A 22,891-nucleotide genomic window follows, 5' to 3' on the forward strand; every position below is an offset into this window, starting at 1 on the left:
GGTGGCCCGGGGCGGGGCGGGATGCAAGGGGCGGCGGGCCTATCCCTTCACCTGCGCCAGAAGCTCCTCGACCTTAGGCCCCAGCCCCTCGACGATCAGCCGCACACCTTCGGGGTTCGGATGCAACCCGTCCACCTGCATGAAGGCGGCCAGCGAGGCCGGATCGGCCGGGTCCGCCCCCGCCGCGCGCAGGCCGGCAAAGAAATCGTCGGCCAGCACCGTGCCGTATTGCGCGGCCAGATCGCCATACATCGCGTCGAAGGCGGCCTTGTACTCCGGCCCGAAGTTCCCCGGCGCCTTCATCGCCACCAACAGCACCGGCAGGTTGCGCGCCGCAGCCTCCTTGAGGATGCCGTCCAGGTTCTGCCGCGAGGCGGCCGGGTCGATCCCGCGCAACAGGTCGTTGCCGCCCAGCGTGACGATCAGCGCATCGGCCTCGGGCCCCAGCGCCCAGCCGATCCGCGCCAGCCCCCCGGCGGTGGTATCGCCCGAAACGCCCGCATTCTGCACCACAACGTCATGCCCGCGCGCCTTCAGCCAGGCCTCAAGCTGCGGCACCAGACCCTGCGAGGCATCCGCCAGCCCGTAACCCGCCGTCAGGCTGTCGCCCAGCGCCACCACCGTCACCGGCTCGGCCGCGGCCACCCCTGCCAGCAAGAACGTGACTGCCAGCCCATTGCGCAGCCGGGCAAGCGCGCCATATCCCTTTGCAACCATTGCCCGAAGGACAGCCCGCATGACCGATCCCATCCTCGCGCTGACCGACGCGCGGCTGACCCTTGCCGGCAATGCCGGGCCGGTCGAGATCCTGAAGGGCATCACGCTTTCGGTCCACCGAGGCGAGACCGTGGGGCTGATCGGGCCGTCTGGGTCGGGCAAGTCGTCGCTCCTCATGCTCATGGGCGGGCTCGAACGTGCCACCGGCGGGCAGGTGCTGGCGCTGGGGCAGGACCTGACGACGATGGACGAGGACGCGCTCGCCCGCTTCCGTCGGGGGAATATGGGGGTTGTGTTCCAGAGCTTCCACCTGATTCCGACGATGACCGCGCTGGAAAACGTGGCGCTGCCCCTGGAACTGGCCGGGGCGGGCGATGCTTTCGACCGGGCCGCGGCGGAACTGGCCGCCGTGGGACTGGCTGCGCGGATGCACCATTACCCCAGCCAGATGTCCGGCGGCGAACAGCAGCGCGTGGCGCTGGCCCGCGCCGCCGCGCCGCGCCCGGCGATCCTGCTGGCGGATGAGCCGACAGGCAATCTCGACGGGGCGAACGGGCAGGCGATCATGGACCTTCTGTTTGGCCTGCGCGACCGGCACGGGGCGACGCTGGTCCTCGTGACCCACGCTCCGGAACTGGCGGCACGCTGCGACCGGGTGATCCGGCTGGCCGATGGCCGGCTTGCGCCCGAGGCCGTGGCCAGGGCCGCGGAATGAGCCTCGCCCTCAACATCGCCCGGCGCGAGCTGCGCGGGGGCCTGCGCGGCTTTCGCGTCTTTCTCGCCTGCCTCGCGCTGGGGGTCGCCGCGATCGCTGCCGTCGGCACCCTGCGCGCGGGCATCCAGCAGGGCCTGACCGACCAGGGCGCGGTGATCCTGGGCGGCGACGCCGAGATGCGCTTCACCTACCGCTCCGCCGACGCCGGAGAACGCGACTGGATGGCGCGCACCGCAACCGCGGTATCCGAGGTTTACGACTTCCGCTCCATGGCTCTGACCGGGGACGACCAGGCGCTGACCCAGATCAAGGCCGTCGATAGCGCCTGGCCCCTGACCGGCGCGGCCGAACTGTCGCCCGAGATCCCGGTGGCCGAGGCGCTGGCCGATCACGGCGGTCTGCCCGGCGCGATCATGGACCCGGTGCTGATCGACCGGCTGTCCCTGAAGATCGGCGACAGCTTCCGCCTCGGCACGCAGGACTTCCGCCTGACCGCCGCGCTCACACGCGAACCCGACAGCGCCTCGACCGGCTTCACGCTCGGCCCGCGCACCATCGTCCGGTCGGACGCATTGGCGACCTCGGGCCTTCTTGCCTCGGGGTCGATGTACGAAACCCGCTACCGGCTGCTCCTGCCCCCCGGCAGCGACCTGGCCGAGCTGAAGCGGCAGGCGGAAAACACCTTCCGCGACAAGGGGATGCGCTGGACCGACAGCCGCAACGCCGCGCCGGGGATCGAGACCTTCGTGGACCGGATCGGCAGCTTCCTCGTCCTTGTCGGCCTTGCGGGCCTTGCGGTGGGCGGGGTCGGCATCTCGGCCGCGATCCGGTCCTACCTGGACGGCAAGGTGGCGACCATCGCCACGCTCAAGACGCTGGGAGCCGAGGGCGGGCTGATCTTCCGCAGCTATCTGTGGCAGACCGCGATCCTGTCGGGCCTCGGCATCGGGCTTGGCCTTGCGCTCGGGGCGCTGGTCCCGATCCTGGCCGCGCCGCTGATCGAGGCCTCTCTCCCCTTCCCCGCCACGATCCGTCTTGCGCCCATGGCGCTGGTCGAGGCTGCCTTCTACGGCGCGCTCTCGGCGCTGATCTTCACCCTCCTGCCGCTGGCCCGGACCGAGACGATCCGCCCCGCCGCGCTTTATCGCGGCGGCACGGGCACCCGCGCCTGGCCGCGAAAGCGCTACCTTGCGGCGCTTGCGCTCCTCTCCGCTGCGCTGATCGGCAGCGCGACCTGGGCCTCCGGCATCCCGGAACTCGCGCTCGGTGCGGCTGGCGGGGTGCTGGGGGCTCTCCTCGTGCTGGGGCTCGCGGCGCTCGCCCTGCGCCTCGTCGCGCGTCGGCTGGCGCGCAGCCGGATCGCCCGGGGCCGGCCCGCCACCCGCGCCGCGCTGGCCGCCATCGGCGCGCCGCGGTCGGACGCGACCTCGGTCGTCCTGTCGCTGGGCCTTGGCCTTTCCGTCCTTGCCGCCGTGGGCCAGATCGACTGGAACCTGCGCCAGGCCATCGCGACCGACCTGCCAACCCGGGCGCCGGCCTTCTTCTTCATCGACATCCAGCCCGACCAGATCGACCCCTTCCTCGCCCTGATCCGCGCCAATCCCGCCGTGACCGACACCGAGACCGCCCCGATGCTGCGCGGCGTCATTACGCAGATCAACGGTCGCCCCGCCCGCGAAGTCGCCGGCGACCACTGGGTCGTGCGCGGCGACCGGGGCATCACCTACGCCGCCACGCCGGGGCCCAAGACCCGGATCACCGCCGGCACCTTCTGGCCCGAGGACTACACGGGCGCCCCCCAGATCAGCTTTGCCGCCGAAGAGGCCGAGGAAATCGGCCTGAAGCTCGGTGACACCATGACCGTCAACATCCTCGGCCGCGACCTGACCGCCACCGTCACCTCGTTCCGCGAGGTCGATTTCTCGAACGCCGGAATGGGTTTCGTCATGACGCTGAACCCCTCGGCCCTGGCCGGGGCGCCGCACACCCATATCGCCACCGTCTACGCCCCGCCCGAGGCCGAGGCTGCGATCCTGCGCGAGGTCACGCAGACCTGGCCCAACATCACCGCGATCCGCATCCGCGAGGCGGTGGACCGCGTGGCCGAGGCGCTGTCGGCCATCGCCACCGCCACCGCGTGGGCGGCGGCCGGGACGCTGGTCACGGGCTTCGTCGTGCTGATCGGCGCGGCGGCGGCGGGCGAACGGGCCCGGATCTACGAATCCGCCATCCTCAAGACGCTGGGCGCCACGCGGGGCCGCATCCTGTCAAGCTTCGCCTTGCGTTCGGCGCTGATGGGGGCCGCTGCCGGGGTGGTCGCGGTCATCGCGGGCGGGCTGTCGGGCTGGGCGGTGATGACCTTCGTGATGGACTCGTCATACCGCTTCGAGCCGCTGTCGGCCATCGGCATCGTGGCAGGCGGGGTCATCGCCACGCTGCTTGCGGGCCTTGCCTTCGCGCTGCGCCCCCTGGCCGCGCGCCCGGCAGGCACCCTGCGCGCCCAGGACTAGGTCGAGACCTTCCGCGGCACCAGCGCCATCTCCTCGGGCAGGGTCGCGGGGCGGAAGAGGGGAAAGCCTGCCTCCTGCTCTGCCTTGCCGCTGGCCAGGACGAAGCTGTCGAAGAACCGCCGGACCCCGTAGGACTCGATATCCACATCCAGGAACTCGGCGAGGATCGCGTCGTAGTTCTCGCGCAGGACCCGGTTTTCGGGGTCGAGGCCCGAGACACAGACCAGCCCGGTCGGTCGGCAGTCCAGCACCGTCAGCCGCAGGTCCGGCCGCCACTTCTGCAGGATCGGGATCAGCTTCCAGACATCCCCGGTCCAGGCCCCGCGCGGCAGGTTCTGCAGGTCGCGCGTCGTCATCCCCAGGCTGTAGGGCACACAGTCGTGCATCAGGATGACCCCGTTCGGGTCCATCGCCGCCTCGGTATTGATGAAGTCGCGCAAGAGGAACTCGAACAGGTGCATCCCGTCCAGGAACGCGAGGCCCAGCCGGATGCCGTTGCGCGCGATGAAGCCGCCGGCAAAGAAATCGTCGCTGGTCTCCTGAAAGACATGCAGCGCGGGCTTCGTGCCGATGATGTTGATCTCGGCCCGGAAGAAGGGGTCCACCGCAAGCGTCTTGGAGCGGACCGGGGCGAAACTGTCCCCGGTCCGGCAGCCGATCTCGAGGTACCAGTCGAACAGGCAGGCCCGGTGCAGCCGGCGCAGGAAGCGGTGGTATTGCAGCCCGATGGGTCTGACGTACATGTGGCGGTCCCTATGCGAACGGTCGCAGACTGCCCGTCTGCGCCCGCCCGTGCAAGCCACCCCGCCGCATACCGCAGGCCGCCCAAGAATTTTCGTCGAAAATTCCTGGGCCGCTTCTCAATGCGCGGGGCGGATGAAGGTCCCGTTGCGCAGTTCGGTGAAGGCCTGGCGCAGTTCGGCCTCGGTGTTCATCACGATGGGACCGGCCCAGGCCACCGGCTCCTCGATGGGCGCACCCGAGATCAGCAGGAAGCGCACGCCTTCCGGCCCGGCCGTCACCGTCACCTCGTCGCCCGCGCCAAAGCGCACCAGCGTCCGGTTGCCCGACAGGTCGCGGATGTTGACCTCCTGCCCGCGCACTTCCTTCTCCAGCAGCACGCCCTCGGGCCGCGCCGCGTCGCGGAAGTTCCCGGCGCCCTCGAAGACATAGGCAAAGGCCCGGCGGCGGGTGTCCACCTTGAAGGTCTTGCGCTTGCCCGCCGGGACGAAGACATCCAGATACTGCGGGTCCGCCGCGATTCCCTCGACCGGGCTCTTCACGCCCCGATAGTCGCCGATCACCACGCGGATGCTGGTGCCGTCATCCTCGTGCCGTTCCGGCAGCGCCTCGGCCGGCATGTCCTGATAGCGCGGAGCGGTCATCTTGAGCCGCCCGGGCAGGTTCCCCCAAAGCTGGAAGCCATGCATCCGGCCCTGGTCGTCGCCCTTCGGCATCTCCTGGTGCAGGATGCCCCGGCCGGCGGTCATCAGTTGCAGCGATCCCGGCCCGAGGATCCCCCGGTTGCCCAACGAATCTCCATGCTCCACGGTCCCTGCCAGCACATAGGTGATCGTCTCGATCCCCCGGTGCGGGTGCCAGGGGAAGCCGGCCGAGTAATCGCGGGGGTGATCGCCCCGGAAGTCGTCGAACAGCAGGAACGGGTCCGCCTCGGTCGGGTCCTGGAACCCGAAGGCGCGGTGCAGATGGACGCCTGCGCCCTCGATATGCGGCTGGGCGCGGCGGGTCTCGATCACGGGACGGATGGACATGGGTCTCTCCTGAATCTGCGTTGGGGTGAAGATGGGGTGATCCGACCCGCGCGCCAAGGCGCAAATGCAGGGATTATCTGTGCGGAAATGCACCAAGGCCCCGCCAGGGCGCGGTATCCGGGATCGCGCGATCACCGGGTCATGCGCCGCGGCTGGGGGATGCAACCCGGGTGGGCTCCGGCGGCTATCCAGTCAGATGCCGCAGCCCCTGGGTGACGTCGGTTCGCACCGCCAGCCGCAGGCCCGGCTCATCCCCCGCCTTCAGGGCCGCCAGGATCGCCCGGTGGTGCATCGGAGGCTCCCGCCGCTTCAGCCGCGCATAGACCGCCCGCATCGTCGGCCCCAGTTGCAGCCAGACCGTCTCGCACAGGGCCAGCATCGCGGGCGACTGGGCGCGCAGGTAAAGCGTTCGGTGAAACTCCAGGTTCGTGCGGACATAGGCAACCGCGTCGCCTTTGACGGCGGCTTCCGCATTGGCCATGTTGATCGCCGTCAACCGCTCGATCAGCGCGAAATGGGCGCGCGGCAGCGCGCGGGCGGCCATCTCCGGCTCCAGCAGCGCCCGGATCGCCGCCAGTTCCTCGATCCGCTCGGGCGTGAGTTCCGGCGTCGAGATGCGTCCCGAGGACGACAACGTCAGCGCCCCTTCGGCGACCAGCCGCCGCACCGCCTCGCGCGCTGGCGTCATCGAGACGCCGAACTGCTTGCCGAGGCCACGCAGCGTCAGGGCCTGGCCGGCATCAAGCTCGCCGTGCATCACCTGCTGGCGCAGGGTGCGATAGAGCCGTTCATGCGCGGCGGCGTTCGGATCGGGGGGGCGGGGCGTCACCATGCGCGAAGGGAACACCCCGGTCCGGGCCCGGTCAATCCTGAAAGCGCAGGCGGTGCAGCGTCTGGCCCTGGTCATGCAGCCAGGCACGCTGCCGTTTCCAGTCCGGGCAGATGCGGGACACCACCGCCCAATAGGCCGGCGAGTGGTTCAGCTCCACCAGATGCGCCACTTCATGCGCGGCAACATAGTCCAGCACCGTGGGCGGGGCCATGATCAGGCGCCAGGAATACATCAGACGACCGTCCGGCGAGCAGGACCCCCAGCGCGACCTTGTATCCCGCAGCGCAATGGCGCTGAAGCGGCGGTCCACCGCGGCGGCATGGCGGGCGGACGCCTCCGCCAGCCGGTCGCGGGCCAGGACCTTCAGCCAGGCTGCGACGCGCGGACCGACGCTCGTCGGATCACCCGGGACCAGCAGCGTCTCGCCCTCCACGCGGATGCGCCGCCCGGTTCCCGGCAGGATCGTCAGTTCCTGTCCCTGGACCGGCAGCCGCGCCCCCAACCCCACACGCTGCGGTGTCGAGCCGGGCATCGCCTCCAGCGTCTTGCGCAGCCAGCCCTCGTGGCCCTTCAGGAAGGCCAGCGCCTCACCCTCGCGCGCGCGCAACGGCATCGAGAGCGTGACCTTGCCGTCCAGCCGCGACACGCGCAGCGAGAACCTGCGTGCCCGGGCCGAACGCCTTAGATGCACCTCGACGGGCGGAGAACCGGGCAGGACGGCCATGAAAACCCCTTGAAACCTGCCGCGACCATAGCCACTTCGCACGGCACACAAAAGGCTTTGACAGTCGCCTGCACCTGTGGCAAGCGGCAATTTTCCTGCTGACCCACTACCCGAAGGGACCACCATGCCCAAAGCAGAATGGGGCACGAAGCGCATCTGCCCGACGACCGGCAAACGCTTCTACGACCTCAACAAGACCCCGATCGTCAGCCCCTACACGGGCGAGATCGTGGACATCGAATCTGTCCGCCGCAAGATGGCCGCCTCGGTCATCTCGCGCGCTGTTCCCGAAAAGGATGACGACGTTCTGGTCGAGGATCTGGAAGCCGAAGACGTCCTGCTGGAAGGCGCCGTCGCCGACGACGCCGAGATGGATGACGATCTTCTGGAAGACGATGCCGACGACAACGTTTCGCTCGACGACCTGGCGGACGTGCCGGGCGACGAGGAGGAAGTCTGACATCGGGCGCCGGGAAAAGGGGCGATTTTCCCCTTGCGGCCCCCGGCGACCTGTCCTAGATAGCCGGCATCGCGGCGGAAACGGTGCGATGCTTCTCTCCGGTGGGGTCATAGCTCAGATGGGAGAGCGCTTGAATGGCATTCAAGAGGTCGGGGGTTCGATTCCCCCTGGCTCCACCAACAAGAGACTGAAAGCGGGACGGCATTGCCGTCCCTTTTTCATTTCCTCTCCTTTGTCGCACGGATGACTCCGAACCTGCGCGCGGCACGGCCGGGGCCGGGATGCACCGAAAGACCTATTCCGCCGGCTGCGCGCGGCCCCTGCCCCGCAGCTTTTCCGGCCGATGCTCGGCATACCAGGCGCGGCGCTTCTCGCGCTGCCAGAACCAGGGCTTCGGATGGTCGGCCCGCGTCACCAGCATGAGGAGCGACGGGATGATGATCAGCGTCAGCACCGTGGCAAAGGCCAGGCCATAGACGATGGCCGACGACAGCGCGATCCACCACTGGGTCGAGGGTGCGCCGATGGTGACCTCGTGGCTGAGCAGTTCCAGGTTCAGGCCGAAGGCGATGGGCAGCACCCCCAGGATCGCGGTCAGCGCCGTCAGGACCACGGGGCGGGCGCGTTCGCGGCAGGTCTGGAGGATCGCCTCGATCTTCGGCTTCCCCTCGCGGCGGAGCGTGTCGTAGGTGTCGATCAGCACGATGTTGTTGTTCACCACGACGCCCGCCAGCGCGATGATTCCGATGCCGGTCATCACCATGGTGAAGGGCTGCCCCATGATCATCAGGCCCAGAAGCACGCCGATGGTGGACATCACCACCGCCGACAGCACCAGCCCGACCAGGGTAAAGCTGTTGAACTGCGCCAGCAACACGACGAAGATCAGGAAGATCGCCGCCGCGAAGGCCTTTGAGAGGAAGGCCCCGGCCTCGGCCTGCTCGGCATCCTCGCCGGCCAGTTTCCAGCGGATGCCGTACTGGTCCAGCCCCGCGGCCTCCATCTCCCTGGTGATCTGCGCATAGACCGCGTCGGCCTGCACCCCCTCGCGGATGCCGGCCTGCACGGTGACGGTCCTCGACCCGTCAAGCCGGGTCAGCGTGCCGGTCGTCGGGGCGGCGCTGCGGGTGACGAAGTTCGAGATCGGGACCGAGCCTTCCGCGGTCTGGATACGCAGCTGGTCCAGCGCCGAAATGGTCCGCTGGTCGGCCGGCAGGCGCAGCACGATGTCCACCGCGTCGTCCGCCCCCGCCGGGCGGTAGTCCGACAGCTTGAGGCCCCCCGTCACCAGTTGGACCATCGCCCCCACGGTCGAGGGCGCGATGCCATAGCGCGAGGCGGCCGCGCGGTCGACCTGAAGCTCCCAGTCCACGCCGGGGGGCGGCAGGCCGTTCGAGATGTCGATCACGTCCGGCACCTGCGCCAATCTCGCCGCCACCTGCACCGCGACCTCGTTCAGGTGAGTCGGGTCGTCGGCGGACAGCTGGATCTGGATCGCCTTGCCGGTCGGCGGGCCGGCCTGCGGGACCGAGACCTGGATGTCCACGCCCGGAATTCCCACCATCGCCTGCCGCAGGTCGGCGAGGATGGCATTGGCGTTCTTCCGTTCGCGCCAGTCGACGAATTCGTACTGGATCACGCCGATCACGTCGGCATCGACCTCGTTGCCCATCCCGCCGCCTGCGCCGGTGCGGGTATAGACCGTCTCGATCCCCGGCCAGCCCAGGATACGCGCCTCGGCCTGCGCGACCAGCGCGTCCTTCTCGGCAATGGACAGGTTCCCCCGTGCCTTGACGTAGAGAAGGCCATACTCGGGCTCCACGTCCGGAAAGAAGATCACGCCCTTGCCGTATTTCGCATAGGCATAGGGGACCGAGACCAGGAGCGCGACGGCCAGGAAAAGCATGATCCAGGGATGCCGCACCGCCTTGCCGGCAACCCACATGTAAGGCCCGTCCCTGTGCTGGGGCGGGTGCTTGAACGGCTTGGCGATGATCGCGCCCAGGGTCGGAACGAAGATCAGCGCATAGACCAGCGAGGCCGACAGCGTGACGATCAGCGTGATCGGCAGGTATTTCATGAACTCGCCGACGATGCCGGGCCAGAACAGGAGCGGCGAGAAGGCCGCGACCCGCGTCATCGTCGCTGCCACCACCGGGCCGGTCATCCGGTGCGAGGCCAGCGCGAAGGCCTCGCGCTTTTCCATCCCCTCGGTCATCCGGCGCTCGGCATATTCGGTGACGATGATCGCGTCATCGACCAGCATCCCGACCGCCAGGATCAGGCTGAACAGGACGACGATGTTCACCGTGTAGCCCATCAGCGACAGGGCCAGCATCCCCATCAGAAACGAGGCCGGGATCGCCAGGCCGATCAGGATCGAGGCCCGCACCGAAAGCGCATACAGGATGACGATGAACACCAGGATCACGGCCGTCAGGACCGAGTTCTGCAGATCGAACAGCAACTGCCGGATGTCCTTCGACTTGTCCTGGCTGAAGGTGACCTCCGTGCCCTCGGGCAGGAACTTGCGGAAGGCCTCGGTGACGGCCTTTACCTGGTCCACCGTCTCGATCAGGTTCGCGCCGGTGCGCTTGGACACCTCGATGGCGATGGCCGGCGCGCCGTTCAGGCGGGTGACCGTCTCGGGTTCCTTCAGCGTGGGCAGGATGTCGGCGATGTCGCGCACGCGGACCGTGGCCGTCCCGGTGGACACCACCGGCAGGTTGGCCACGTCCTCGATCGTCTCCAGAAGCGACGGCACCTTGATCGCATAGCGCCCCTCGGCGCCCTGGAGCGCACCCGCCGCGACCAGCTGGTTTCCGGCGGCAAAGCCCGCGATCAGGATGTCCGGGCGCAGCCCGTAGGTCGCCAGCTTGCCGGGGTCGATCACTACCTCGACCAGATCGTCGCGCACGCCCTGAAGCTCGGCGTTCAGCACCGGGGGCAGTTCCTCGATCCGGTCCCGCAACTCGCGTCCGGCCTTCGCCAGCACCCGTTCCGGCACGTCGCCCGACAGCGTGATGACCAGGACCGGGAATTCGGAGAGGTTGACCTCGTTGACCGTCGGCTCGTCGGCGCCGGAAGGCAGCTCGGGCCGCGCCTGGTCCACCTTGGTCCGCACGTCGTCCAGCGCCTTCTTCAGGTCGGCGCCGGCCTGGAACTCGATCACCACGTTGCCGCCGTTCTGATAGGCGGTCGAGGTCATCTTCTTGATGCCGGTGATCGACTTCAGCGCCGTCTCCATCGGGCGCAGAAGCAGCCGCTCGCTGTCCTCGGGCGAGATGCCGTCGTAGTGCAGGCTGACGTAGAGGATCGGGATCTGGATGTCCGGCTCGGCCTCCTTGGGGATCGAGACATAGGCCATCGCCCCGGCCAGCATCAGGAACAGCAGGACCGAGATCGTCAGCCTGGCATTGGCAATGGCGGTCTCGACCAGTCTCATTGGCCGATCCCCGCGGCGACCTTTACGGTATCTCCGTTGCGCACCAGGTCCTGCCCGGCGGTAATGATCCGCACGCCCTCGGGAACGCCCGTGACTACAAGGCCCTCGGGCGTGTCGTCGATGATCGTGACGGCTGCGAATTGCGCGATGTTGTCGTCGCCCACCACGCGCAGGCCAAGCTTGCCTTCGTCCGACAGGGTAATGATCGACCGGGGCACCACTACGGCCCGGACTGGCGCGGCAAAGACCGTGACCTGCGCCGTCATCCCCGAGGGCAGCGCCATGCGCGGGTTCGGCAAGGCGATCTCGACCGGGAAGGTCCTCGTCTGGGCCGAGGCTTCCCGTGCCACCAACCGCACGGTCCCGTCCATCTCGGTCCCGTTGACCAACCGGACCTTGGCGGTGGAACCGACCGTGACCGCCGCAAGATCGACCTCACTTACCTCGGCCTTCACCAGGATCGGGTCCAGCGACAGGATCGTGGCAACCGGCGTCCCGGTCTGCACCCATTCGCCCAGTTCCACCGACACGGTATCGACAACCCCGGCGAAGGGCGCCTTCAGCCGCAGTCGGTCGGCGGCAGCGCGGGCGCGATTCAGTTCGGCCTGCGCCGCGTCGCGCGCCGAGCGCGCATTGGTCAGGTTCGACTCCGACGTGCTGCCGCCCTCGAAAAGCCGCTCCGCAACTTCAAGGTCGCGTTCCTTCTGGGCCAGGGCGATGCGGGCGATCTCTTCCTGTGCGACCGTCTCGGGGCCTTCCAGCTCCATGACGACCTGCCCCGCCGCGACCACGCCACCCTTGGTCAGGGCCAGCGCGGCAATCACGCCCTCGGCCCGCGCGGCCAGATCGGTGCGCTTGTCGGCCTCGGTGATGCCGGACAGACGGATGGCGCGGGCATGATCGACAAAGGCCGGCTCGACCGCTGCCACGGTGCGCACCAGCGGCGCAGGGTCCTGCACCGGGGTCTCGGGCGTCGGGATTTCCTTACCCTCGGCGACCTGCGCGCTGCCGACCGAAGAGAATTCTCCGGTCGCAATCCAGGCTCCGGCGGCGACCAGGACGCAGATGGCGGCGATACGATGAAATTTCGGCATGGCAGGCAGCATCCGGACAAGTGGTTGAATCTACGGAACTTCTATGGTCTGCGATCGCGGCAATGCACGGTCGCCGGGCAAGACGAGAGACCCGATACGCTGGTGCGGCAAGTGATACGCCCGGCGCGTATCAAGGTCCAGACCGCTTGTGCAAGCGCTTTGGCATTGACTTGGGCCGCGATTGCCCCCATGTCCCCTCTGTCCGAAGCCAGCGCCCGCGTGAGGCGCCGTATGGCCCGGATGAAAGGTTCCCACCATCACGCAGGGGCGCCGCCGCGCGGCACGGTCACGGGCATTGGTCCGGGGCGAGGGTCGCGGGCCCTTTGACGAATGGATGAACCCATGACCACGTTTGCCGACCTCGGCCTGTCGCCGAAAATCCTGAAGGCGCTGGAAAAGACCACGCTGAAGACCCCCACGCCGATCCAGGCGCAGGCGATCCCGCATATCATGCAGGGTCGCGACCTGATGGGCCTTGCCCAGACCGGCACCGGCAAGACCGCGGCCTTCGGCCTGCCGCTCCTCCACCGCCTGCTCGACATCGGCCACCCGCCGGGGCCGAAGCACGTCCGGGCGCTGATCCTCGCGCCGACGCGGGAACTCATCAGCCAGATCAAGGACAACTTCGAGGTCTTCACCAAGGGCACCGCCGTCAAGGTGACGATGGTCGTCGGCGGCGCTTCGCTGTTCAAGCAGGCCCAGGCGCTGTCGCGCGGGACTGATGTCCTGGTCGCCACTCCGGGCCGGCTGATCGACCTCCTGGAACGCGGCGACGTGAGCCTGGAGAAATGCGGCTACCTGGTGCTGGACGAAGCCGACCACATGCTCGACATGGGCTTCATCCACAGTTTGCGGAAGATCGCCAGGCACATCCCGCTGCGTCGCCAGACGCTGCTGTTCAGCGCCACCATGCCCAAGGACATCGGCGAGATCGCCGACACCTACCTGCGCGACCCGGTCAAGGTGCAGGTCGCGCCGCCCGGCAAGCCCGCCGACAGGATCAGCCAGGGCGTCCACTTCATCCCGAACGGCGACAAGGCAAAGCTTCTGGAAGAGTATCTGAAGAAGCACCCGGGCGAGCAGGCCCTGGTCTTCGGCCGCACCAAGCACGGGTCCGAGAAGCTCGCGAAGCTGCTGGCCTCCTGGGGCTTCAACGTCGGCTCGATCCACGGCAACAAGAGCCAGAACCAGCGCGACCGGACCTTGGGTGAATTCAGGGCGGGCGAACTGGATGTGCTGGTCGCGACCGATGTCGCCGCGCGGGGGATCGACATTCCGACGGTGCGCCACGTCTACAACTACGACATGCCGAACGTGCCGGAAAACTACGTCCACCGCATCGGCCGCACCGCGCGGGCGGGGGCCGAGGGATCCTCGATCAGCTTCTGTGCGCCCGCCGAGATGGTGGAACTGCAAGCCATCGAGAAGCTTCTGAAGAAGCCTCTGCCGGTGGTGGGTGGCGCTCCCTGGGCGGCGGATGTGGTCGCGGCGGCCCCGCGTCCGGGCCAGAATCGCGGGCAGAGGCAAGGCAACGGCGGACGCCAGGGCCAGAAGCTGACGGCGAAGCCGCAGGGCGCACGCCCGGCCAAGCCCGGCGGCCAGAGTCGGCCCCAGGGCCAGGGCAAGCCCGGCGGCCAGCGCCCGGCGAAACCGCAAGGCGGCAGCTTCGCCCCGCGCCGCGACGCACGCTAAGGCGGCCAGGCGGGCCGATCCCGGCGGCAGGACATCGCCGAGAATTTTCGAGAAAATTCTTGGCCGCGCCTGACCGCCTCAGCCCGCCTCTTCTTCGAGGTTCAGCTTCATTTCCAACAGCACTTGCTGGATCGCCAGCGTCTCACGCAGAAGCCGCTTGGCCTCGTTGACGGAAATCTTTCCGTCGCCGATGGCCTGGTTGTATTCCGCCATCAGGATCCCGAACCGCTGCGCCAGGGCCACGACATCGTGGTTCACCCCGGAGCTGGTCGAATTGCGCCGCTCGCCGTCATAGGACAGCGTGATGCCCCGCAGGTCGGCCAGGGCGGCGGTCACATGCGGAAAGCGGCTCGCGCCTTCCAGCGCGGCCACCACGTCGATCGGCATGAACCGGTCGTCATGTTCGTCGCTGTCGGAATAATAGCGACCGAGCGTCGCCTTGGACTTGCCGGTCAACTCGCAGGCCGCCTCGATCCCCACATCCTTGACCAGCGCCTCGGTGTGCTTCTTCAGGTAGGACGCGACCGACATCACCAACTCCACTGCCTTGCCCCGGCGTCAAGCCCCGGGGAAACCCGTCATTTTTTTCCCATTAATCGGATGGGAAGGCTTTGTCATGGATAAAGCGGTTCCGGGCAATCCGGAACGTTAGCGAGTGGCCGATGTCCCCAGCATCGGCAAGGGTGGGGCCCGTCGCATCATCCCTTGCAAAGGTGTGACGGCGGAGCCGACGAAACGCGGCGGGCCCGTGTTTACCAGTAGGCGGATCAGCTCCGCGTTTGAGTGTGTGTGTGTGTTTCGTTCCGGGCCTGCGGTCCCGCCCTTGGGTGGTTTCCTTCGGTAAACCGGGTCGCGCGTGGCGTCTTGCAGCGCGGCCCGGTCATCGGCTAGGGCTTCGCGCCATGGCCAAGCTCTATTTCCACTACTCGACGATGAACGCGGGGAAATCGACCGCGCTGCTGCAAGCCTCGCACAACTACCGCGAGGGCGGGATGCAGACCTACCTCATCACCGCGCGCCTCGACCACCGCGCCGGCCAGGGCCGCATCGCCAGCCGCATCGGCATCGGCGAGGAGGCCGATACCTTCTCGCCCGACGAGGACATGTTCGAAAAGCTGAAGTCGCGCCTTGCGACCGGTCCCGTGGCCTGCGTCTTCATCGACGAGGCACAGTTCCTGTCCAAGCCGCAGGTCTGGCAGCTGGCCCGCGCGGTGGATGACCTCGGTGTGCCGATCATGTGCTACGGGCTGCGGGTCGATTTCCAGGGCAACCTCTTTCCCGGCTCGGCCGCCCTGCTCGCCTGGGCCGACGAGATGCGCGAGGTGCGCACCATCTGCCATTGCGGCAAGAAGGCCACCATGGTCATCCGCCGCGGTCCCGACGGGCGGGCGCTGAAGGAAGGCGAACAGGTGGTGATCGGCGGAAACGAGACCTACGTCAGCCTCTGCCGCCGTCACTGGCGCGAGGCCGTGGAAGATCGTGCGGGCGACTGATCCGGCGCCGGTCGGGCAATCAGCACGCCGGCCAGCACGATGAGGCCCATGCCGGCCATGGCGATCCAGCTCAGCCGTTCGCCCCACAGGATCAGCCCCCAGGCGGCCGAGGCGGGCAGGATCACATATTCGAAGACCGACACCCGCGAGGCCTCGGCGATCTGGTAGGCCTTCACGATCATCCCCACGCCCAGAAGCGAACCCGCGGCCTGCACGAAGGTCCACCACAGGAACTCCCCCGTCGGCCAGACAGGCCCGCGCAAGAGGAACCCCTCCGCGCCTTCGGCCACCGGCAGCGGCACCAGCCACAGCACCGCCATGCCCAGCAGCCCGATCACCCCCAGCATGCCGAAGAACCCCGCAAGGATCGTCTCGGCCGTCTCGCCCGCGCACCATTCCCGCGTGGCGATGTTGCCCATGGCATAAAGCGCACCCGAAATGACCGGCAACAGCGCCGCGATGGTGGCTCCGGTCATCGCCTCGGGGCCCAGCACCAGCACCACGCCCAGAAAACCGGTGAACACGGCCACGACCTGAAGCGCGTCGATCGGATGGCCATAGAGGAACCGCTGGATCAGAAGAACGAAGATCGGCGCGGTGAACAGGCCCGCCGCGACCTGCGCTACCGGCAGGAAGGCCAGCGCGCCGAAGTAGATCACCATCGCCGCCGCATGGATCGCGGACCGGGCCAGCACGGGACCGGGGCGTCTGGGCCAGAGCCTCAGCCCGAACGGCACCGCCGCCAGCGCCAGCAGGACGAAGGCCATCGCGGTGCGCGTGGCGTGGAACTGCCACAGTCCCCCGTCGCGGGCGATCACCCGCACGAAATTGTCGGTGAATGCGATCACGGTTGCATAGACCAGCACCGCACCGAAGGCGGCCAGGGTTCGGTTCTGCGGTGCGTTCATGGTCCTGCCCGGGTTCGTTTCCTCCTGAATGACCGGGCTTTCCGGGCCCTTCCAGCCCGAACGCGACGCCGCAAGGCAAATCCCGGTCGCGGATGCACCTTCGGCACGGAGGTCCGGTAAGGGTGATTGTCGCCGCCACAGGGGCCGGATAGACTTGCGCCAAACAGGCAGAGACCCCCCGGCCGATGACGGCATTGAAGAAGTATCAGAGGCTGGAATGTGGCGGCCTGTGGCGCGAGACGCCGCAGGATCAGCGGCGCGAGGTGCTGGTGCGCTTCGGCGACGCGACGCTGGTCCTCTCGGATCCGAAAAGCGGCACCGCGATCAGCCACTGGTCCCTGCCCGCGATCGAAAGGATCAACCGGGGCGAAGAGCCTCCGGTCTTTGCCCCCGGCCCCGACGCCGCCGAAAGCCTGGAACTGACCGATCCCGACATGATCGAGGCGCTGGCCGCGGTCCGCCAGGCCGTCCAGGCGGCAACCGCCCGGCCGGGTCGGCTGCGGGGGGCGATCCTAGCTGCAACGGCGCTGGCCGTGGTCGCGGTTGCCGTGTTCTGGCTTCCGGGCGCCCTGGTCCGGCACACCGCCTCGGTGGTGCCTGCAGCCCAGCGGGCCGACATCGGCCAGCGCGCCCTGGACGACCTGGCGCGGGTCACGGGCGCGAACTGCAACAACCGGCTGGGGCTTCAGGCACTGGCGGCTCTGGCCGAGCGGGTGTTCGGCCCGGTGGACACGCCGATCCTCTATGTGATGCCCGAAGGGGTCGAGCAGCCCCTGCACCTGCCCGGTGACGTGATCGTGCTGCCGCGCCGGCTGATCGAACAGGCGAACGGCCCCGAGGCGGCGGCCGGGGCGGCCCTGGTCGAGCGGTTGCGCGCCCGGACCCGCGATCCAATCATCCCCCTGCTGAACCATGCCGGACTGCGCGCGACGCTGGCGCTTCTGACCACGGCCGCCCTGCCGGACGACGCCATCGTCGGCTACGGAGAAGCCGCCTTGCGGGCCGCACCGGTCGATGTGCCGGATGCCCAGATTCTCGCCGCCTTCGAGGCCGCGCAGATCCCTGCGACGCCCTACGCCCTTGCGATCGACCCGGAAGGCAAGGCAACTGCCGGGCTTCTGGCCGCAGACCCCTACAAGGGGCTCGCACCGTCGCCGCTGATCCCCGACGACTCCTGGGTGGCCTTGCAGGGAATCTGCGGCACCTAGACCGGCCGTCCCGGTCGCGGCGGCGCGCGGTCCGGAGGGTTGCCGGTCAGCGCCCCATCACGGCCGCGTCGGGAAACCCGGCGTCTCGCAAGGCTGCGCGGGCTTTTTCTGCGGCCGCTGCATCCGGGAACGGGCCGGCAAAGACCGTGATCAGGGTCGAACTGCCGCCTTGGACCCTGCCCCGCACCACCGAATGACCCAGGGACATCAGCTTCGCCTCGGCCCGTTCCGCATTCCCGGCATCTCCGAAACGGCCGACATCGACGAAATACCCGCCGCTGTCACCGCCGCCCGGGGCAGGGTCTCCCGCTTCCGCTGTCACCGGCGCCGCAGATGCGGCTTGCCCGGGAGCATAGGGTTGAACGCCGATTTCCTCGGCCACCGGTACCCGGCGCCCGGACGGCGGATTGCCGCAGGACGGCATCCCGTCGCGGCTCACCCGGGGAACCCAGACCACTTGCGCGGCGGTCCCCGCGCGCACGAACATGCAGCCCCTGGAATCGACGTATTGCTCGCCGGCATAATCCGGCGGCGGCACTTCGGCCGGTCGGATCGGGTCACGGGCCAGGGCAGGCGCGGCCAGCGCGATCAGGGCGGCCGTCGTCACGACCGCACGCATCACTTGGTCCCGAACATCCGGTCCCCGGCATCGCCGAGGCCCGGCACGATGTAGCCGTGGTCGTTCAGATGGCTGTCCACCGCCGCCGTCACGATCGGCACGTCGGGATGGGCCTCCTTCATCCGCGCGATCCCCTCGGGCGCGGCCAGAAGGCAGAGAAAGCGGATCTGCTTCGCCCCCGCCTGTTTCAGCAGGGACACGGCCGCCGCGCTGGAATTGCCGGTCGCCAGCATCGGATCGACGACGATGGCGATGCGGTCCTCCATGTGCTCGGGAAGCTTGCAGTAATACTGCACCGGCTGCAGCGTCTCGGGGTCGCGGTAAAGCCCGATGAACCCCACGCGCGCCGCAGGGATCAGCTCCAGGATCCCGTCCAGAAGGCCATTGCCCGCCCGCAGGATCGAGACCAGCGCCAGCTTCTTGCCCTCGATCATCGGCGCGTCCATTTCCTCCAGCGGGGTCTCGATCCGCTTGGTCGTCATCGGCAACTCCCGCGTGACCTCATAGGCCAGCAGCAGGCTGATCTCGCGCAGAAGCTTGCGGAAGCTCGCGGTCGAGGTGTCCTTCTCGCGCATCAGGGTCAGCTTGTGCTGGACCAACGGGTGACTGACGACGGTCAGATGATCCAGCATTTCAGGCCTCCAAGAGCTTTCCGATCCTCGCCTTGGTATCCCCGTCGCAAAAGGCCGCGTCAAGCGACTGGCGGGCAATCCGCCGGAATTGCCCCTCGTCCCAGTCGAAGGCGCGGTGCAGCTCTTCGTATTCCCGCGCCATGGTGGTGTGGAAGAAGGGCGGATCGTCGGTCGATATGGTGACCTTCACCCCGCGCCGGTCCAGCTCGTTGATCGGATGGTCGCGGAAGGTCGGATAGATGCCCAGCGCCACGTTCGACCCCGGGCAGACCTCCAGCACGATGCCCTTCTCCGCCAGTTCATCGACCAGCGCCAGGTCCTCGATCGCCCGCACCCCGTGCCCGATCCGCTCCACCCCCAGATCGCGCACCGCGTCCCGCACGCTCGCAGGCCCGCCCCATTCCCCGGCATGCGCCGTCAGCCGCAGCCCGGCCTCGCGCGCGCAGTCGAAAGCCCAGCGGAAGTCCTTCGGCGCCCCCACCTTCTCGTCCCCCGCGATGCCGAACCCGACGATCCAGTCGCCCGCCGTCTCGGCCGCGCAGATCGCCGTCTCGCGCGCCTTTTCGGGGCCGAAATGCCGGATGCAGGTGACGATCCCGCGCAGGCAAATCCCCATGTCGCGCTCGGCCTGATCCGCCGCCTCGCGCATTGCGTGCAGGTATTCCCGCCAGGCGCCGACATCGCGCCCGCCGCAGAAATCGGGCGACAGGAAGGTTTCGGAATAGACCACGCCGGACTCCGCCGATTCCTCCAGCACCGCCCGCGTCAGCCGCGCATAGTCCTCGGGCGTCTGCAGGGCCGAGGTCGCCGCCTCATAGACCTTCAGGAAGTCCCAGAAGTCCCGGTAGCGGTAGTTCCCGGCTGCATCGAAGATGCCGGATATGTCCAGATGCTTTTCCTTCGCCAGCCCCCGGATGAAGGCTGGCGGCGCCGCGCCTTCCAGATGCAGATGCAATTCGACCTTCGGCAATCCGCTCACGAACAACTCCCTGATTTCATCTGTCTGCAAATATCCCGGGGGTCCGGGGGCTGGCCCCCGGACCGACAGAGGTCACAGGAAACTCCGCCCCGGCCCTTGCGCGGCGACACCCAGATGCGCCGCCACGCTTGCCCCGACATCGACGAACCCGCACAGACCCACCCCGCGCTCGACCGCGCCCCAGCCTACCACCGGCACCCGCTCGCGCGTGTGTTCGGTGCCGCGCCAGGTCGGATCGTTGCCATGATCGGCGGTGAAGATCGCCAGGTCGCCGGGCCGCAGGTTGGCCAGGAAACGCGGCACCTGGGCATCGAACCACTCCAGCGCGCGCGCATAGCCCGACACGTCGCGCGGATGGCCATAAAGCGTATCGAACTCCACGAAGTTCGCGAAGGTCAAGGAACCGGGCTCCGCCTCAGCGCCCAGTCGCACCAGATGTTCGAAAAGGTCAGAGTCCGACTTGCCCTTGTGCAGCTTGCCGATCCCCCGCATCGAGAAGATGTCGCCGATCTTGCCGATGGCATGGGTCGCCCGCCCCGCGCCCGACACCCAGTCCAGAAGCGTGGGCGAGGGCGGCGCGATGGCGAAATCCTTGCGGTTCGCGGTGCGCCTGAAATCCCCGCAGGTCCCGGTGAAGGGCCGCGCGATCACCCGGCCGACCTTGCGGGCGTGCAGCATCGGCGCGAGGTCGGCACACAGTTTCAGAAGCCGCTCCAGCCCGAAGGCCTCTTCATGCGCGGCGATCTGGAACACGCTGTCGGCCGAGGTATAGCAGATCGGCCAGCCGGTGCGCAGGTGTTCCTCGCAATGTTCGGCGATGATCGGCACCCCCGAGGCATGGCAGTTGCCGAGGATGCCCTCGGTCCCGGCCAGCCGGCAGACCTCGGCCACGATGTCGTCGGGGAAGGCGGGCACCGTGTCGGGGAAATAGGTCCAGTCCCAGGGCACCGGCACGCCGGCCAGCTCCCAGTGCCCCGAGGGTGTGTCCTTGCCCTTCGACACCTCCTCCGCCGCGCCCCACAGCCCCTCGGGCACCGCGTCGAGCCCCGGCGTCGCCGCGCCCGAGGCCAGCCGGATCGCCGCCCCGAGGCCCAGCCGGTCGAGGTTCGGCATCCGCAGGGGGCCGCTGCGCCCCGTCTCGGCCCGCCCCTCGGCGCAGGCAACCGCGATATGGCCCAGCGTGTTCGCACCTTCGTCGTCGAAGGCCGCCGCATCCGGCGCCCCGCCGCAGCCCACGGAATCCATCACGATCAGGAAGGCGCGTCCTTGCCCCTGTGCCATCTCAGCCGATCCTCTTCTGCACCAGTGGCGGTTCCTCCGGCGGATCCGACGCGATGACATAGGCCGCCTGCACCGCCTCGACCGCCGCGCGGGCCGCCTCCTCGGTCACCGCATGCACCATGGCCAACGGCACGCCTGCGCCCGCTTCCTCGCCGATCCCGGCCAGGTCCGACAGGCCGACCGAGGGGTTGACCCGGTCCCCCTCGCGCAGGCGTCCGCCGCCCAGATGGACCACCGCCAGGCCCAGCGCCTCACCGTCGATTGCGGCGACATAGCCGTTGGCGGGGGCCGGCACCTCCAGCATCACCGGGGCCGAGGGCAGCCGGTCCGGCCAGCGGTCGACAAAGTCTGCCGGCCCTCCCTGTGCCAAAACCATGCGGCCGAAGACCTCGGCCGCAGCGCCGGACTCTAGGGCCTGTGCGATGCGTCCGGCCCCGTCCTCGGCATCGCCGGCCAGCCCCGCCAGCGCCAGCGCCTCGCCGCCCAGCGCCACGGTCACATCCCACAGCGCCGCATTGACCGAGGTGCCGGTCAGCGTCTCCATTACCTCGATCACCTCCAGCGCATTGCCCGCCGCCGTCGCGAGCGGCTGCGACATGTCGGTGATCAGCGCCGAGGTCATGCAGCCCGCGCCCTGCGCCGTCGTCACCAGCGCGCGGGCCAGCGCCTCGGCCTGCTCGGCCGTCTTCATGAAGGCGCCGCTGCCGCATTTCACGTCCAGCACCAGCGCCTCAAGCCCCGCTGCCAGCTTCTTCGACAGGATCGAGGCGGTGATCAGGTCGATCGACTCCACCGTCCCCGACACGTCGCGGATCGCGTAAAGCCGCTTGTCCGCCGGAGCGAGATCGGCCGAGGCGGCGACGATCGCGCAATGCACCTCGGCCATCTGCCGGCGCAGCGCGGCCTCGGACAGGCCGGTGCGAAAGCCCGGGATCGCCTCCAGCTTGTCCAGCGTGCCCCCGGTATGGCCAAGACCCCGGCCCGAGATCATCGGCACATAGGCGCCGCAGACCGCCAGCGCGGGTGCAAGGAGCAGCGAGGTGCAATCGCCGATCCCCCCGGTCGAATGCTTGTCCACCACCGGGCCGGGCAGGTCCCAGGCGAGGACCTTGCCGCTGTCGCGCATGCCCTTCGTCAGGGCGACGCGGCCCTCCTCGCCCAGGCCCTTCAGCAGGACCGCCATGGCGAAGGCGCCGGCCTGCGCATCGGTGACCTCGCCAGAGGCCAAGCCGGCCGCGAACCAGCGCAGCTCCTCGGCCGAGATCTGCCGGCCGTCGCGGATCGCTGCGATGACGGCGCGCGCATCGGTCATGTCCGCTCCATGTGCGCGGCGGTGAACAGGCCCGGCAAAAGCTCGGCCACGGTCATGACCTTCTCCTTGCCATCCGTGGTGCAGAGCGTGACCCTCACCTCGGGTGCGGCGAATTCGGCGATCTTCTGCCGGCAGCCGCCGCAGGGGGGCACGGGCTCGGGGCTGTCGGCGATCACACAGACCTCGGCGATCCGGCTGTCGCCGGCAGCGATCATCGCGGCGATGGCGCCCGCCTCGGCGCAGGTGCCTTCCGGATAGGCCACGTTCTCGACATTGCAGCCGACATGCACGGCGCCGCTGGTCGCGCGCAGCGCCGCGCCCACCTTGAAGCGCGAATATGGCGCATAGGCCCTCTCTCGCACGGCCGTCGCAGCCTCCTTCAGCGTCATCGCCACCCCCTGTTTGACCATTTGGTCAGAGTGTGCGGCGGCGCCACGATTTCCGCAAGCGGGCTCTGCTCCTCGTGCGCCTTCGGCTTCTCCTCGCCGTTCCCGACGA

At 68.7% G+C, this 22,891-nt stretch carries 20 protein-coding genes, 1 tRNA gene and 1 pseudogene; 7 read left to right on the plus strand and 15 right to left on the minus strand.

Annotated elements, in window-relative coordinates:
* Positions 1 to 39 precede the first annotated feature (39 nt).
* A complete protein-coding gene (locus FL625_RS14225; protein WP_149589344.1) occupies positions 40 to 738 on the minus strand; it encodes an arylesterase in 699 nt (232 codons plus the stop codon).
* Between FL625_RS14225 and FL625_RS14230 the strand changes: the two genes are divergently transcribed.
* Positions 737 to 1,432, plus strand: coding sequence for an ABC transporter ATP-binding protein (locus FL625_RS14230; protein WP_149589345.1), 696 nt, complete (start codon positions 737 to 739; stop codon positions 1,430 to 1,432). The two genes, FL625_RS14225 and FL625_RS14230, sit on opposite strands and share 2 nt — an antisense overlap.
* Positions 1,429 to 3,942, plus strand: coding sequence for an ABC transporter permease (locus FL625_RS14235; RefSeq protein ID WP_149589346.1), 2,514 nt, complete (start codon positions 1,429 to 1,431; stop codon positions 3,940 to 3,942). Before FL625_RS14230 ends, FL625_RS14235 begins: the two co-directional genes overlap by 4 nt.
* On the opposite strand, the gene FL625_RS14240 is transcribed toward FL625_RS14235, so the two are convergent.
* The 4 genes from FL625_RS14240 to FL625_RS14255 all read right to left on the minus strand — a co-directional run bounded on the left by FL625_RS14240 (position 3,939) and on the right by FL625_RS14255 (position 7,270).
* Positions 3,939 to 4,685, minus strand: a complete 747-nt coding sequence (locus tag FL625_RS14240) for a class I SAM-dependent methyltransferase (RefSeq protein ID WP_200833951.1) — start codon at positions 4,683 to 4,685, stop codon at positions 3,939 to 3,941. The two genes, FL625_RS14235 and FL625_RS14240, sit on opposite strands and share 4 nt — an antisense overlap.
* Before the next feature lie 117 nt (positions 4,686 to 4,802).
* Positions 4,803 to 5,714 (minus strand): pirin family protein, encoded by a 912-nt coding sequence (locus FL625_RS14245; RefSeq protein WP_149589347.1) that lies wholly within the window; start codon positions 5,712 to 5,714, stop codon positions 4,803 to 4,805.
* A gap of 184 nt (positions 5,715 to 5,898) precedes the next feature.
* Entirely contained in the window at positions 5,899 to 6,546 is a 648-nt protein-coding gene (locus FL625_RS14250) for a GntR family transcriptional regulator (RefSeq protein WP_149589348.1), read from the minus strand.
* A gap of 31 nt (positions 6,547 to 6,577) precedes the next feature.
* Complete coding sequence (locus tag FL625_RS14255; protein WP_149589349.1) at positions 6,578 to 7,270, minus strand: M48 family metallopeptidase; 693 nt, start codon at positions 7,268 to 7,270, stop codon at positions 6,578 to 6,580.
* 124 nt (positions 7,271 to 7,394) lie between these two features.
* Between FL625_RS14255 and FL625_RS14260 the strand changes: the two genes are divergently transcribed.
* Together FL625_RS14260 and FL625_RS14265 are read left to right on the plus strand one after the other, a co-directional pair.
* Positions 7,395 to 7,730: a TIGR02300 family protein gene (locus FL625_RS14260; RefSeq protein ID WP_149589350.1), complete on the plus strand. Its 336-nt coding sequence runs from the start codon at positions 7,395 to 7,397 to the stop codon at positions 7,728 to 7,730.
* A gap of 103 nt (positions 7,731 to 7,833) precedes the next feature.
* Positions 7,834 to 7,909, plus strand: a tRNA-Ala gene (locus FL625_RS14265).
* 116 nt (positions 7,910 to 8,025) lie between these two features.
* On the opposite strand, the gene FL625_RS14270 is transcribed toward FL625_RS14265, so the two are convergent.
* A complete protein-coding gene (locus FL625_RS14270; RefSeq protein WP_149589351.1) occupies positions 8,026 to 11,175 on the minus strand; it encodes an efflux RND transporter permease subunit in 3,150 nt (1,049 codons plus the stop codon).
* Entirely contained in the window at positions 11,172 to 12,269 is a 1,098-nt protein-coding gene (locus FL625_RS14275) for an efflux RND transporter periplasmic adaptor subunit (protein ID WP_160147785.1), read from the minus strand. Before FL625_RS14275 ends, FL625_RS14270 begins: the two co-directional genes overlap by 4 nt.
* A gap of 342 nt (positions 12,270 to 12,611) precedes the next feature.
* Between FL625_RS14275 and FL625_RS14280 the strand changes: the two genes are divergently transcribed.
* On the plus strand, positions 12,612 to 13,961 hold the full coding sequence (locus FL625_RS14280) for a DEAD/DEAH box helicase (RefSeq protein WP_149589353.1): 1,350 nt from the start codon (positions 12,612 to 12,614) through the stop codon (positions 13,959 to 13,961).
* 78 nt (positions 13,962 to 14,039) lie between these two features.
* On the opposite strand, the gene FL625_RS14285 is transcribed toward FL625_RS14280, so the two are convergent.
* Entirely contained in the window at positions 14,040 to 14,492 is a 453-nt protein-coding gene (locus tag FL625_RS14285; RefSeq protein WP_435532710.1) for a hypothetical protein, read from the minus strand.
* Between the two features lie 371 nt (positions 14,493 to 14,863).
* Here FL625_RS14285 and FL625_RS14290 point away from each other — a divergent pair, with 371 nt between their 5' ends.
* A complete protein-coding gene (locus FL625_RS14290) occupies positions 14,864 to 15,454 on the plus strand; it encodes a thymidine kinase (RefSeq protein WP_149589354.1) in 591 nt (196 codons plus the stop codon).
* Here FL625_RS14290 and FL625_RS14295 read toward each other — a convergent pair.
* Positions 15,415 to 16,362 carry a DMT family transporter gene (locus FL625_RS14295; RefSeq protein ID WP_149589355.1) on the minus strand — a complete coding sequence of 316 codons (948 nt, stop codon included), beginning with the start codon at positions 16,360 to 16,362 and terminating at the stop codon, positions 15,415 to 15,417. The genes FL625_RS14290 and FL625_RS14295 overlap by 40 nt on opposite strands.
* Before the next feature lie 185 nt (positions 16,363 to 16,547).
* On the opposite strand from FL625_RS14295, the gene FL625_RS14300 reads away from it, so the two are divergent.
* Positions 16,548 to 17,570 (plus strand): hypothetical protein, encoded by a 1,023-nt coding sequence (locus FL625_RS14300; protein ID WP_149589356.1) that lies wholly within the window; start codon positions 16,548 to 16,550, stop codon positions 17,568 to 17,570.
* Positions 17,571 to 17,616: 46 nt separating this feature from the next.
* Here the strand turns inward: FL625_RS14300 and FL625_RS14305 are convergent, their stop codons facing one another.
* From FL625_RS14305 to FL625_RS14330, 6 genes and pseudogenes are all read right to left on the minus strand, one after another.
* Positions 17,617 to 18,189, minus strand: a complete 573-nt coding sequence (locus FL625_RS14305; protein WP_149589357.1) for an SPOR domain-containing protein — start codon at positions 18,187 to 18,189, stop codon at positions 17,617 to 17,619.
* Positions 18,189 to 18,821: a uracil phosphoribosyltransferase gene (gene upp, locus FL625_RS14310; RefSeq protein WP_149589358.1), complete on the minus strand. Its 633-nt coding sequence runs from the start codon at positions 18,819 to 18,821 to the stop codon at positions 18,189 to 18,191. The genes FL625_RS14305 and upp overlap by 1 nt, the downstream gene beginning before the upstream one ends.
* Position 18,822: 1 nt before the next feature.
* Positions 18,823 to 19,806 (minus strand): adenosine deaminase, encoded by a 984-nt coding sequence (locus FL625_RS14315; protein WP_200833952.1) that lies wholly within the window; start codon positions 19,804 to 19,806, stop codon positions 18,823 to 18,825.
* A gap of 66 nt (positions 19,807 to 19,872) precedes the next feature.
* Positions 19,873 to 21,081, minus strand: a complete 1,209-nt coding sequence (locus tag FL625_RS14320; protein WP_149589359.1) for a phosphopentomutase — start codon at positions 21,079 to 21,081, stop codon at positions 19,873 to 19,875.
* 1 nt (position 21,082) lies between these two features.
* On the minus strand, positions 21,083 to 22,393 hold the full coding sequence (locus tag FL625_RS14325; protein ID WP_149589360.1) for a thymidine phosphorylase: 1,311 nt from the start codon (positions 22,391 to 22,393) through the stop codon (positions 21,083 to 21,085).
* Positions 22,390 to 22,809 (minus strand): annotated as a pseudogene (locus FL625_RS14330) (cytidine deaminase); the annotation flags it as partial. The pseudogene FL625_RS14330 and the gene FL625_RS14325, both read right to left, overlap by 4 nt.
* Between the last annotated feature and the right edge of the window lie 82 nt (positions 22,810 to 22,891).

Origin of the sequence: Tabrizicola flagellatus, assembly GCF_008271465.1 — a bacterium.
GTDB classification, from domain to species: domain Bacteria; phylum Pseudomonadota; class Alphaproteobacteria; order Rhodobacterales; family Rhodobacteraceae; genus Tabrizicola; species Tabrizicola flagellata.

Coding starts and splice junctions, on each gene's coding strand:
- FL625_RS14230 (WP_149589345.1), top strand. CDS start 737: ATGACCGATCCCATCCTCGCGCTGACCGACGCGCGGCTGACCCTTGCC.
- FL625_RS14260 (WP_149589350.1), top strand. CDS start 7,395: ATGCCCAAAGCAGAATGGGGCACGAAGCGCATCTGCCCGACGACCGGC.
- FL625_RS14295 (WP_149589355.1), bottom strand. CDS start 16,362: ATGAACGCACCGCAGAACCGAACCCTGGCCGCCTTCGGTGCGGTGCTG.
- FL625_RS14285 (WP_435532710.1), bottom strand. CDS start 14,492: ATGTCGGTCGCGTCCTACCTGAAGAAGCACACCGAGGCGCTGGTCAAG.
- FL625_RS14250 (WP_149589348.1), bottom strand. CDS start 6,546: ATGGTGACGCCCCGCCCCCCCGATCCGAACGCCGCCGCGCATGAACGG.
- FL625_RS14325 (WP_149589360.1), bottom strand. CDS start 22,393: ATGACCGATGCGCGCGCCGTCATCGCAGCGATCCGCGACGGCCGGCAG.
- FL625_RS14235 (WP_149589346.1), top strand. CDS start 1,429: ATGAGCCTCGCCCTCAACATCGCCCGGCGCGAGCTGCGCGGGGGCCTG.
- FL625_RS14270 (WP_149589351.1), bottom strand. CDS start 11,175: ATGAGACTGGTCGAGACCGCCATTGCCAATGCCAGGCTGACGATCTCG.
- FL625_RS14245 (WP_149589347.1), bottom strand. CDS start 5,714: ATGTCCATCCGTCCCGTGATCGAGACCCGCCGCGCCCAGCCGCATATC.
- FL625_RS14275 (WP_160147785.1), bottom strand. CDS start 12,269: ATGCCGAAATTTCATCGTATCGCCGCCATCTGCGTCCTGGTCGCCGCC.
- upp (WP_149589358.1), bottom strand. CDS start 18,821: ATGCTGGATCATCTGACCGTCGTCAGTCACCCGTTGGTCCAGCACAAG.
- FL625_RS14280 (WP_149589353.1), top strand. CDS start 12,612: ATGACCACGTTTGCCGACCTCGGCCTGTCGCCGAAAATCCTGAAGGCG.
- FL625_RS14240 (WP_200833951.1), bottom strand. CDS start 4,685: ATGTACGTCAGACCCATCGGGCTGCAATACCACCGCTTCCTGCGCCGG.
- FL625_RS14290 (WP_149589354.1), top strand. CDS start 14,864: ATGGCCAAGCTCTATTTCCACTACTCGACGATGAACGCGGGGAAATCG.
- FL625_RS14255 (WP_149589349.1), bottom strand. CDS start 7,270: ATGGCCGTCCTGCCCGGTTCTCCGCCCGTCGAGGTGCATCTAAGGCGT.
- FL625_RS14225 (WP_149589344.1), bottom strand. CDS start 738: ATGCGGGCTGTCCTTCGGGCAATGGTTGCAAAGGGATATGGCGCGCTT.
- FL625_RS14320 (WP_149589359.1), bottom strand. CDS start 21,081: ATGGCACAGGGGCAAGGACGCGCCTTCCTGATCGTGATGGATTCCGTG.
- FL625_RS14305 (WP_149589357.1), bottom strand. CDS start 18,189: ATGCGTGCGGTCGTGACGACGGCCGCCCTGATCGCGCTGGCCGCGCCT.
- FL625_RS14300 (WP_149589356.1), top strand. CDS start 16,548: ATGACGGCATTGAAGAAGTATCAGAGGCTGGAATGTGGCGGCCTGTGG.